This is a genomic window from Novosphingobium tardum, assembly GCF_042652045.1.
Lineage (GTDB): Bacteria > Pseudomonadota > Alphaproteobacteria > Sphingomonadales > Sphingomonadaceae > Novosphingobium > Novosphingobium tardum.
Genome location: NZ_JBHSDR010000003.1, coordinates 155,307 through 167,027, shown reverse-complemented (window position 1 = coordinate 167,027; position 11,721 = coordinate 155,307). Strand labels below are relative to the sequence as shown.

The 11,721-nt window shown below is 63.9% G+C and carries 10 protein-coding genes; 7 read left to right on the top strand and 3 right to left on the bottom strand.

The window, feature by feature from the left end; genetic code table 11:
* Positions 1 to 51: 51 nt before the first annotated feature.
* A complete protein-coding gene (locus ACFO0A_RS00950) occupies positions 52 to 2,421 on the bottom strand; it encodes a TonB-dependent receptor (protein WP_379537107.1) in 2,370 nt (789 codons plus the stop codon).
* A 174-nt stretch (positions 2,422 to 2,595) separates the two neighbouring features.
* Between ACFO0A_RS00950 and ACFO0A_RS00945 the strand changes: the two genes are divergently transcribed.
* From ACFO0A_RS00945 to ACFO0A_RS00915, 7 genes are all read left to right on the top strand, one after another.
* Positions 2,596 to 3,222 (top strand): TetR/AcrR family transcriptional regulator, encoded by a 627-nt coding sequence (locus ACFO0A_RS00945; RefSeq protein ID WP_379537106.1) that lies wholly within the window; start codon positions 2,596 to 2,598, stop codon positions 3,220 to 3,222.
* A 41-nt stretch (positions 3,223 to 3,263) separates the two neighbouring features.
* Positions 3,264 to 4,793, top strand: coding sequence for a peptide chain release factor 3 (locus ACFO0A_RS00940; RefSeq protein ID WP_379537105.1), 1,530 nt, complete (start codon positions 3,264 to 3,266; stop codon positions 4,791 to 4,793).
* Positions 4,794 to 4,845: 52 nt separating this feature from the next.
* Complete coding sequence (locus tag ACFO0A_RS00935) at positions 4,846 to 5,712, top strand: alpha/beta fold hydrolase (RefSeq protein WP_379537104.1); 867 nt, start codon at positions 4,846 to 4,848, stop codon at positions 5,710 to 5,712.
* Entirely contained in the window at positions 5,712 to 6,281 is a 570-nt protein-coding gene (locus tag ACFO0A_RS00930; RefSeq protein WP_379537103.1) for a pyridoxamine 5'-phosphate oxidase family protein, read from the top strand. Before ACFO0A_RS00935 ends, ACFO0A_RS00930 begins: the two co-directional genes overlap by 1 nt.
* A 15-nt stretch (positions 6,282 to 6,296) precedes the next feature.
* A complete protein-coding gene (locus tag ACFO0A_RS00925) occupies positions 6,297 to 7,007 on the top strand; it encodes an endonuclease/exonuclease/phosphatase family protein (protein WP_379537102.1) in 711 nt (236 codons plus the stop codon).
* Positions 7,008 to 7,178: 171 nt separating this feature from the next.
* Positions 7,179 to 7,517 (top strand): P-II family nitrogen regulator, encoded by a 339-nt coding sequence (locus ACFO0A_RS00920; RefSeq protein ID WP_379537101.1) that lies wholly within the window; start codon positions 7,179 to 7,181, stop codon positions 7,515 to 7,517.
* 44 nt (positions 7,518 to 7,561) lie between these two features.
* The gene (locus ACFO0A_RS00915) at positions 7,562 to 9,058 is read left to right on the top strand and encodes an ammonium transporter (protein WP_379537100.1); all 1,497 of its coding nucleotides are present in this window, start codon (positions 7,562 to 7,564) and stop codon (positions 9,056 to 9,058) included.
* 129 nt (positions 9,059 to 9,187) lie between these two features.
* On the opposite strand, the gene ACFO0A_RS00910 is transcribed toward ACFO0A_RS00915, so the two are convergent.
* Together ACFO0A_RS00910 and ACFO0A_RS00905 are read right to left on the bottom strand one after the other, a co-directional pair.
* Complete coding sequence (locus ACFO0A_RS00910; RefSeq protein WP_379537099.1) at positions 9,188 to 10,774, bottom strand: GMC family oxidoreductase; 1,587 nt, start codon at positions 10,772 to 10,774, stop codon at positions 9,188 to 9,190.
* Entirely contained in the window at positions 10,761 to 11,708 is a 948-nt protein-coding gene (locus ACFO0A_RS00905; RefSeq protein WP_379537098.1) for a sterol desaturase family protein, read from the bottom strand. Before ACFO0A_RS00905 ends, ACFO0A_RS00910 begins: the two co-directional genes overlap by 14 nt.
* Positions 11,709 to 11,721: the final 13 nt, after the last annotated feature.

Below are 11,721 nucleotides of genomic sequence, written 5' to 3'. Positions count from 1 at the left end.
GGGCCGGGATTTCTCCCGGCCCGCCGCGTCGTTGATCGTTGCAATCAGGCGTCAGTATTTCAGCGTCGCGGTGACGAAGACCTGGCGCGGGTTGCCGTAGAACGCGGTGAGCGTGCCTTCCTTGCCGAGCGCCGGGATCAGCGTCCCGTTGGGATTGCGCAGCAGCGTACCGGTCAGCGGATCGGCGGCCATGAAGGGATAGCCCGACGTCTTGTAGTGCTTGTCGAGGAGGTTCTTGCCGTGGACGCCGATCGACCAGCGGTCATTCGCGGCGTGGTAGACCAGGTTCGCGTCGAGCAGGCTGTAGCCCTTCTGGTCGAGATAGGGGTTGGCGATCTCCATCTGGTAGGTCTTGCTGCGGTACGACAGCGTCGTCGAGGCATCGATCGAGCCTTCACCAACCGGCGTCGTGTAGGCGAGCGTGCCGCTTGCCGTCCACTTCGGGGTGTTCTGCACGTGACGGTAGGCGGCCACATCGGTGGGCTTGTTGGCGATGTTCGAGATGTACTTGAGATACTTGGCGTCAATGTAACCCAGCGAACCCGAAAGGGTCAGAGCGTCGCCGGCTGCCGCAAAGTCCCGTGCCAGCTTGGCGCTGGCCTCGGCCTCGAAGCCCTGGATGCGGGCCTTGCCCGCGTTCGAGACCACGCCGCAGAAGCTGGGCAGGCCGCTGACGGTACAGGCGACCGAACCCGGGATCTGGACGTCGGTGTAGTCGGCCCGGAATGCCGCGAGAGCGACATTGAGACGGCGATCCAGCAACGACCCCTTGTAGCCGATCTCGTAGCTGTTCACCTTCTCGGGCGCGAAGCTGAGGAAGGCTGCGATCTCGGCATCGCTGCGCACGCCGTCGCCATTAGTGTCGGGGGCATTCACGCCCACGCCGCGTGGGTCGAACCCGCCGCCCTTGAAGCCCTGCGAGAAGCTTGCGTAGATGTTGTGGTCCGGCGTCGGCTTGAAGCTGACCGAAGCGCGCGGCGTGAACTTGGTGAAGACGTTCTTGCCCCGGAAATTGGTGCTGGGGGTGCCGAACGGCACGCCTGCGCCGCCGAAAACCGGAGATCCGCCACCCAGATAGTTCTGGCGAAGGATGGTCGCGCCACGCTCGTCCCAGGTATAGCGGCCGCCGACCGAAACACTGAACTGATCGCTGAAATCGTAGGTGAAGTCTCCGAATGCGGCGAGGGTGTTGGTCTTCACGTCGGCATCGGTAAAGGCGGCGAGCCCGGCGAAAGTCGTAAACAGGCGCACGTCGAACTGGGTCAGTGCGGTCGCATCCAGGTAGTAGCCTCCAATCAGGCCGTGGAAGCCCCCGGTGTCGATCAGCATCTGCAGTTCCTGGCTGAACTGCTTGTTCTTGTAGAAGCCGGGAACGTCGACATCGACCGTGGGCAGGGCGTCGAAGTCGATCGGCGAGGCGCTGTCGTCCTTGCGATAAGCGGTGATCGAGCGGAAGGTCAGCACATCGTTGGGGTTGGCTTCCATGAACAGGGAGCCGCCGTATGCCTCGACCTCCTGCTTGGGATCGTCCAGCCCACCCTGCGTGTTGAAAACGTTCTTGAGGACCGGGGTCCCCGAAAGCTGCGCCGGGATCAGGCGATGGCCGCCGCGCGCGTTGCTCTTGTCCTTGGTATAATCGCCTGAAAGCCGCACGAAGATCCCGTTGCCGTGGATCTCGCCCGAAAGACGGGCGGCAAAGATGTTCTTGTCGTAGTTGTCCTTGCCCGTGGTGAGGTTCTTGCCAAAGCCGTCACGCGTCAGGCGCGCGACCGAACCGCCGATGCGAAGTACGCCATCCTTGTCCACGGGTGTGCTCGCCGTCAGCACGCCATCGAGCTGGTTGTAGCTGCCATAGGTCGCGCGGGCAGAGAGCGAGGCCTTGTCGTCCAGCCGCTTGGTCACGTACTTGATCGCGCCGCCGATGGTGTTGCGGCCATAGAGCGTGCCCTGGGGCCCGCGCAGAACCTCGATCCGCTCAACGTCGTAGACATCGAGTACGGCCGCCTGCGGGCGGTTGAGGTACACGTCGTCGAGATAGAGGCCCACGCCCTGCTCGAAGCCCGAGACCGGGTCCTGCTGGCCGACGCCGCGGATGAACGCGGTCAGGGTGGAGTTGGTGGCGCGCGAGGGCTCGAGCGTCACGTTCGGCGTGGTGTCGCCAATCGACGTGATATCCAGCGTGCCCGCCTGCTCAAGGGCCTGGCCCGAATAGGCGGTGATCGCGATAGGCACGTCGAGCAGGGTTTCCTCGCGGCGGCGAGCGGTGACGACGATGGCGTTCTCGTTGCCTTCGTCGGCAGTGGCGGCAACGCTGCTGCTGGCCGCGGTGGCGTCCTGCGCATGGGCGACGGGGGCAAAGGCCAAGGCGCTTCCGGCCGAACCGGCCAGGAGAATGGCGCGCGTCATGGTTGTGAAGTTCATCGGTGTGTCTCTCCCTGCATAACCTGCTTTGGCGATTGCCAACGGCGTTGCGAGCGCTATGCTGAAAGTTGAACCATGTTTCAACTTGGATTTTCGGGAAGGGACTCGTGATTGGCGCGGCGCGATAAATCTGCCACAGTTCCCTTATCGGTCGCGGCAGACTTGGGTGAGCGCGTGGCGCAGCAGTCTCCGGTCGAATTCAAGGAACCGCGCACCGAGCGGGGCAGGCGCACGCAGCGCGCCCTGCTCGATGCCGCCGCCGCCGAATTTGGCGAGCGCGGTTTTCACGAAAGCTCCATCGTCAGCATCACCGCCCGCGCGGGCGTGGCGCTGGGTTCCTTCTACACCTACTTCGAATCGAAGGATGCGCTGTTCCGGGCGCTTGTCCTCGACATGTCGGGGAGGGTGCGCGACCACGTCGCTCCCGTCCTGTCGACCAAGACAAATGCGATGGATGCCGAGCAGGCAGGCCTGCAGGCGTTTCTCGAGTTCGCGCGCGAGCACAAGGAAATCTACCGGATCATAGACGAAGCCGAATTCGTCGCACCCGACGCGTGGCATCTCCATTACGAGACCACGGCGCTGCGCATCGTCGAACGGATGCGCAAGGCGGCGGCCAAAGGCGAGATATCGGCGTCCGTCGACGAGGTGCACGGGTGGGCGATCATGGGGATGAACGTGTTCCTGGGCCTGCGTTACGGCGTGATGAGCCCGAACCGTTCATTGGCCGATGTGGCGCGGGTCGCCAACGAGCTTATTCGCCACGGCCTCCGCAGCCGCGATGGAAACGCGACAGGCTAGGGTCGACGCGAGGTCGCTGCGCGGCTAAGCGCGGGCGCGACATGTCCCAGCTTTCCAACCGCCGCACTTTCGCGATCATTTCTCACCCCGACGCTGGCAAGACCACGCTTACCGAGAAACTCCTGCTCCAGGGCGGGGCAATTCATCTCGCGGGCGAGGTCAAGGCGCGGGGCCAGGCGCGGCGCGCGCGGTCGGACTGGATGAAGATCGAACAGCAGCGCGGGATCTCGGTCACCAGCTCGGTCATGACCTTCGAGCGTGGGGGGATCACCTTCAACCTGCTCGACACCCCGGGACACGAGGACTTCTCCGAGGACACCTATCGCACCCTCACCGCGGTCGATTCGGCGGTCATGGTGATCGATGCCGCGAAGGGCATCGAGCCGCAAACCCGCAAGCTGTTCGAAGTGTGCCGCATGCGCTCGGTGCCGATCATCACCTTCATCAACAAGGTCGACCGCGAAGGTCGCGAATGCTTTTCGCTGCTCGACGAAGTCGCCGATGCGCTTGCGCTCGACGTGTCGCCGATGAGCTGGCCGGTGGGAATGGGCGGTCAGTTCCAGGGCATACTCGATCTTGCGACCGGCCACGTGAGCCGCCCCGAAGGCGACAGTCGCGAATTTCTCGGGAAGATCGATATCGACCCGGAGCTGCCGGTGGAAGTGGCCGAGGAAGTCGAACTGGCGTCAGTCGGCTACCCCGCTTTCGACATCGAGGCCTATCGCCACGGCGACCTGACGCCGGTGTACTTCGGCTCGGCGCTCAAGAATTTTGGCGTGGCCGAACTGATCGACGCGATCGCGAAGTACGCGCCTCCGCCGCGCCCGCAGCCTTCAGAGGCGGGCGAAATTGCCCCGGAGCGCGACGAGGTTACCGGCTTTGTGTTTAAGGTCCAGGCCAACATGGATCCCCAGCACCGCGACCGGATCGCATTCATGCGGATGGTGTCGGGCACCTTCAAACGCGGGATGAAGCTTACGCCGTCCGGCCTTGGTAAGCCGATCGCGGTGCATTCGCCGATCCTGTTCTTCGCGCAGGACCGCGAGATCGCTGACACTGCGCAGGCAGGCGACATTATCGGGATCCCCAACCACGGGACATTGCGTGTCGGCGACACACTTTCGGAACGCAACGAGGTGCGTTTCACCGGTCTTCCCAACTTCGCGCCGGAAATCCTGCGCCGGGTCCAGCTCAAGGACCCGACCAAGACGAAGCAGCTTCGCAAGGCGCTGGACGACCTGTCGGAAGAGGGTGTGATCCAGGTTTTCTATCCCGAGATCGGCGCGCAATGGATCGTCGGCGTAGTCGGCCAGCTTCAGCTCGAAGTTCTCGTCTCCCGGCTCGAGGCGGAATACAAGGTCGAGGCTGTGCTCGAGCCAGCGCCGTTCGACACCGCGCGGTGGCTGAAGGGAGCGCCGGACGCGCTCAAGACCTTTGCGGATTTCAACAAGACGAACTTGGCGCGAGACCGCGACGGCGATCCGGTGTTCCTCGCGCGTTCGGCCTGGGACGTCAGCTATCAGCAGGAACGTCATCCCGAGCTGGCATTCGGCGCGGTCAAGGAACGCTAGCAGCGCCCGCGGGCGGGGTTGCGCAGAGGGACGATGCGGATATGGACAGGCGATGATCACCGGACCGACTTCGCAGCGCTTCATCTCTCAGCGGCTTCGCCTGCATTATGTCGATTGGGGCAATGCCCACAAGCCGCCGCTCCTGATGGTGCACGGGGGCCGCGACCACTGCCGTAGCTGGGACTGGGCGGCGCAGGAATTGCGCGACGACTGGCACGTGATCGCGCTCGATCATCGCGGACACGGCGATAGCGACTGGACCTCGGACGGCAATTACCAGGCGATGGACATGGTCTATGACGTCGCCCAACTGATCCATCAGCTCGACTTGGCGCCGGTCACGATCGTTGCCCATTCGATGGGCGGGAATGTCTGCACCCGCTATGCCGGGGTCTATCCCGACAAGGTCCGCAAGCTGGTGGCGATCGAAGGCTTGGGGCCTTCGCCGCAGGTCCAGGCCGAGCAGGAAGCGGTTCCCTACACCGACCGTGTTCGCAAGTGGTTCGACGACAAGCGCGCCGCCGCCGCGCGGCTGCCGCGCCGCTATCCTACGATCGAGGAAGCCCTGGCCCGGATGAAGGCCGAGAACACTTACCTAACGGACGAGCAGGCCCGCCACCTGACAATCCACGGCATCAACCGCAACGAGGACGGAACCTTCACCTGGAAGTTCGATCCACACCTCAATGTCTGGCCGCCGAACGACCTGCCCCAGCGCAACGTCGAGGAAATGTGGAACGCGATCACCTGCCCGACTCTTCTCCTCTATGGCGCGAACAGCTGGGCTTCCAATCCCGCCAAGGACGGGAGGATAAAGCACTTCCGCACGGCCGAGGTGATAGAGTTCGAGAACGCTGGGCATTGGCTGCACCACGACCAGTTCGACCGCTTCATCGCGACGCTCAAAGAGTTTCTCTGATGGCCGACTTCACCGACACGCTGACAGACGACCACGTCGCGATGATCGGGCGGCAATGCGTGTTCTTCGTTGCGACAGCCGCGGGCGAGGGGCGGATAAATCTCAGCCCCAAGGGGTATGATACGTTTCGGGTCCTGTCGCCGTCGCGGGTCGCGTGGCTCGATCTTGGGGGATCGGGCAACGAGACTCACGCCCATCTCGCCGCCGATGGGCGCATCACCATCATGATGTGCAATTTCGCCCAGCCCGCGCTCATCCTGCGGATATACGGTCATGGCCGGCCCGTGCTACCGGCAGACACGGATTGGGACGAGCTTGCCTCCCACTTCACCTTGATGCCCGGCACGCGACAGATTTTCGATGTCATCGTTGAGAGCGTGCAGACGAGCTGCGGCTGGGGCGTTCCGGTGATGCACCTCGACAAGGAGCGGCAGACGCTGGTCAAGTATCACGCGCAATCCGACTCGACCGCGTGGGAAGAGAAGTTCAAGGGCCGCACCACCAGCATCGACGGTCTGCCGACCCGCCCGACGGATCGATATATCGCTGGTCCCGAGCGGGCCGGTTGAGCGTTCAGGGCTTTCGTGCGGATCAAGGTTGCCAGTTACAACATCCACAAGGGCGTCGGCCTCGATCGGCGGCGTGATCCCGAGCGCATTCTTGCGATCCTTCGGGAGATCGACGCCGATGTCATTGCCCTGCAGGAATGCGACCGCCGGTTCGGCGAGCGAACGAGCGTCCTTCCCCGTCAGGCGATCGACGATCACACGCCGTGGCAAATCGTCGATCTGGCCCAGCGGCCCAATTCGCTCGGCTGGCACGGCAACGGCCTGCTCGTTCGCCGCGAGATCGAGGTCGCCAGCGCTGGAATTGTCCATCTCCCCACGCTCGAGCCGCGAGGCGCGGTACGGGCCGACCTTCTCGTCGGCGGCAAACCACTGCGCGTCGTGGGGATGCACCTCGATATTTCCGGGCTGCGTCGGCGGCAACAGGTCCGCAGCGTCCTCAGCCACCTCGCCGACTGCGAGGGGGATTGTCCGGCGGTCCTGATGGGCGATCTCAACGACTGGTCGCAGAATGGCGCGGCGCTCCGCGAGTTCGGCGCGGGCTGGCGAATGATCACTGCGGGACGCAGCTTCCCAGCAAGACGTCCCGTCGCCCAACTCGACCGCATCGTCGTTTCCCGCGAATGGGAAATCGAGCGCGCCGGGGTCCACCACAGTCCCTTGGCAGCACTGGGTTCGGACCATCTCCCGGTCTGGGCAACGCTCCAGCTCAACGCCAAGGCTGCCTAAAAAACAGGCAATCCTGCTGCATTGCACAACGTGCGGGCGCTGGAAGTTTTGGAGTGCGAATTTCCACGCGCTTAAAAACACTCCATAATTCAGCGTCTGAGCGTTTGGCACGGTCCTTGCTGCATATGCGAAGCCGGAAACGGGTCCGGTGATCAGCGTAAGGGGGCGTGCATGAAATTCATCATCGCCATCATCAAGCCGTTCAAACTCGACGAGGTGCGCGAAGCGCTCAGCGAACTGGGCGTTGCCGGCATGACGGTGTCCGAGGTCAAGGGTTTCGGGAGGCAAAAGGGCCAGACCGAGATTTACCGCGGCGCCGAATACTCAACGAACATGCTGCCCAAGGTGAAGATCGAGATCGCGGCAGCCGATGCCCTGGCTCCGCAGATCGTCGAGACGATCCAGCAGGTCGCCAGCACTGAAGCCATAGGCGACGGCAAGATCTTCGTCCTCGACCTCGCCTCAGCCACGCGCATCCGCACCGGTGAAACCGGAGATACCGCGCTGTGAGCCGGGCCGATGCAAACAACAGTCCATCCATGGGGGACAACACCATGATCCGCAAAATGATTGCCGGCGCGGGCGCGCTGGGCACGGGACTGTTTGTCTCTGCCGCCGCCTGGGCCCAGGATACGACCGCTGCGGTCGCCGCTGCCGTACCGGCTCCCGTTCCCAGCCCGGCCGCGACCGAGGCCGCCGCCGCTGCTACTACCACGCTGGTGAAGGCCCCCGCGGTCGAAGCCATGGCCGCGATGGTCAACAAGGGCGACACGAGCTGGATGCTGATCTCCTCGGCGCTTGTGCTGATGATGAGCGTTCCGGCGCTGGCCCTGTTTTACGGCGGCCTCGTGCGCACCAAGAACATGCTTAGCGTTCTCATGCAGGTGTTCATGATCGTTTCGATCGCGTCGCTGGTCTGGGTTTGCTGGGGCTACTCGATGGCTTTTACCGGCGGTTCGACGCCATTCGTCGGCGGTTTCGGCAAGGCGTTCCTGATGGGCGTTTCGGCTTCGACTTACGCCGCAACATTCAGCAACAACGTGTACATTCCGGAATACGCCTACATTGTGTTCCAGATGACCTTCGCCTGCATCACGCCGGCGCTGATCGTCGGAGCCTTTGCCGAGCGGGTGAAGTTCACTCCGCTCATGGTGTTCGTCGTACTCTGGCTGACGCTGGTCTACTTTCCGATCGCGCACATGGTCTGGTACTGGGCCGGACCCGACTTCCTGTCGGACAACCCCACGGACGCCGGCTTCCTTTTCCGGATGGGCGCGCTCGACTTTGCGGGCGGCACCGTGGTCCATATCAACGCCGGTATCGCGGGCCTTGTCGGGTGCCTCATGATCGGCAAGCGCGTCGGCTTCGGAAAGGAAGCAACTCCGCCGCACTCGCTGACCATGACCATGATCGGCGCATCGCTGCTGTGGGTGGGCTGGTTCGGCTTCAACGCCGGGTCCAACCTTGAAGCGAACGGGGTTACTGCCGTCGCCTTTATCAACACCTTCGTCGCCACCGCCGCTGCGGCCGTGAGCTGGGCCATCGTGGAGCAGCTGCATCACGGGCGTCCTTCGCTCCTCGGCGGGGCAACCGGCGCCGTCGCGGGCCTCGTGGCGATCACTCCTGCCTCGGGCTTCGCCGCACCGATGACCTCGATCGTGCTCGGGCTGCTCGTCTCGCCGATCTGCTACCTGTTCGTGTCTAAGGTGAAGAACGCGCTGAAGTACGACGATACGCTCGACGTCTTCGGGGTGCACTGCGTAGGCGGCATCGTCGGTGCGATCGCCACCGGCATTGTCGCCGACCCGGCGCTCGGCGGCCAGGGCTGGTTCGACTACACGGTCTTCCCGGCGGTCCCCGGCACGTACGACATGGCGGGCCAGGTCATCACCCAGATCAAGGCGGTCCTGCTGACCCTCGTGTGGTCGGGAGTTGGTTCGGCCATCCTATTCTTCATCGTCGACAAGCTCTTCGGTCTTCGTCCCAGCGAGGAAGCCGAGCGCGAGGGCCTCGACCTCGCCGAGCATGGCGAGCGGGCCTACAATTACTGATCAACCAGTTTGGCGGGACCGGGAGGCATCCTCTCCCAAGGTTTCCCGGACCCGCCATCCGATGTTCCTCCTGCGAACAGACTTGGGTCGGAGCTTCGAGCTTCGGCCCATTTTTTCGTGAGAAGCAGGTTAGCGCAGGTCGGCGCGGACGAACGACGCGCAGCGTGCGCCGATCATGATCGACGGCGCGTTGGTGTTGCCGCTGACCAATCGCGGCATGATGCTAGCGTCCGCGACATAAAGGCCAGTGACGCCGCGCAGGCGAAGCTGCGGGTCGACCACGTCATCGGACGCAGGCCCCATCCGGCAGGTTCCGGCCGGGTGGTAGATCGTGTCGGAAACTGCCCGGATGCGGGCGTCCAGCGCGTCGTTGTCGTGATAGTCGACGGGATTGCGGTCCCGCGCCCCCAGCGTACTGAGCGGCGGGGTTTCAGCGATCCGGTACATAAGCTTCGCGGCATCGCGAAGAAGTGACAGATCACGCTCGTCGGACAGGAAGTTCGGATTGATCGCGGGAGCCGCCGCCGGGTCCGCGCTCTTCAAGCGAACCCAGCCGCGGCTTTCCGGCCGCAGGACGCAGGCATGAAGGGAAAAGCCGTGTTCCTTCAGCCGGTCGCGTCCGTGGTTCTGGATGATCGCGCGAATGAAATGATACTGCACATCGGGAGCCGGCGCGTCGGTACGCAGGGTGACGAACCCGCCGCTCTCGGCAAAGTTGGTTGTCAGCATCCCGGTACGCTTCAACCGATGCTCGACGAAAGAGCGTGCCAGCCGCAACAGTCCGGCGGCGCTTCCCCCGAAAAGGCTTGGATCGTCGAGGTCGTACCCGACGAGATAGTCGCAGTGATCCTGGAGGTCCTGCCCCACCGCCGGGCTATCGCGCACGACATCGATGCCGTGTTCGGCCAGGTGACCGCCGGGACCTATGCCCGACAGCATCAGGATTTGAGGACTGCCGAACGCGCCGGCGGAAAGGACGACCGCACCGTTCGCGCCGATCGTCTCGGTCCGGTCACCCTTGCGGATTACGACGCCGGTCGCCCGACCATTTTCGATCACGATCCGCTCTACCAGCGCGCCGGTTTCGACGTGGAGGTTGGCCCGCCCCTTCAACGGGTCGACGAAAGCCCTGGCGGCCGACCAGCGCTCACCATTGTGTTGGGTCACCTGGTAGAGACCGAAACCTTCCTGGCGATGGCCATTGAAATCGTCGTTGCGCGGAAGCTGGAGGCGGCAGGCAGCCTCGACGAATGCTTCACCCACATGGCTCGGCGATCGCTGATCTGAAACGTGAAGCGGGCCGCCGGCGCCGTGCATCTCGTCCGCGCCCCGGGCATTGTCCTCCTGCCGGCGGAACACGGGCAGTACGTCGTCCCATCCCCAGCCGGTGCAGCCGAGCTGCTTCCAGTTGTCGTAGTCCCACGGATTGCCACGGATGTAGACCATGCCGTTGATGGCGCTCGAGCCGCCGAGGCCTCGGCCGCGCGGCTGGTAGCCGACTCGTCCGCCCAGACCCTCCATCGGCTCGGTATCGTAAGCCCAGTTGCTGCGCTTGGGCATTGCCGCGAGCAGGCCCGGCGTGCGCACGAAGATATCGTCGTTACGTCCGCCGGCCTCGACGAGGCATACGGAAATGTCCGGGTCGGCACAAAGATCGGCCACCGCTGCGCATCCCGCGCTGCCCCCCCCTATCACTACAACGTCAAACTTGCGCAATTGCGGCTCCCTCCGTTGCCGCGCGGCGGGCGGCCCATTTTTCACGAATCCGCTCCGAATTGTCCCGGCTGCCGTCGTGGCTCCAACCTGGTTCGCGGATCATGTAGCCCAGTTTGCTACCCCACGGGGCGCGCCAGACGTCGACCGCCATGGCGATCCATTCGTGGAATGCTGCCCACAGAACGTTGAAGCTTCCGAGCTGCTTGACCACGCCATAGCGTATCGGCTCGCCTGCGCGCTCCTCCTCGGGCACGAAGGTGCCGAACAGCTTGTCCCACACGATGAAGACGCCGGCATAGTTGGCATCGAGGTAGCGGGGATTGATCGCGTGGTGGACGCGGTGGTGCGAGGGCGTGTTCATCACGGCCTCGAACCACCCGGGCATCCTCCGGATGAGCTCGGTATGGATCCAGAACTGGTAGATCAGATTGATCCCGCCCACGACGAGTATCAGCGGCGGCGGAAAGCCGATCACCACCAGCGGCAGGCGAAAGAGTAACCCGAACGTGAAAAAGCCGGTCCATGTCTGCCGCAGCGCGGTCGACAGGTTGTAGTGCTGGCTGGTGTGGTGGATGACGTGCGCGGCCCAGAACCAGCGGATACGGTGGCCGAACCGGTGATACCAGTAATAGGCAAGGTCATCGAGAACGAAGGCCGCGGGCCAAGCCCACCACACATAGCCAAAGTCGAACAGGCGATAGCGGTACACCGCGACAAAGACTGCGATCACTACCCCGCCGAACAGCGCGCCGGCGATCGTGCTGCCAAGGCCCAACAGCAGCGAGGTGAGTGTGTCGCGCGGCTCATATCCCGCGGTTCCGGCCAGCGTCCCGCGCCGCATGCGCATACGGTAGGCGATAATCTCGATCACCATGAGCGCCACGAACGCGGGCACCGCGAGCTGGACGGGATCGGGAAGATGCGGGTCGGCCATCGGCGTTACTTAC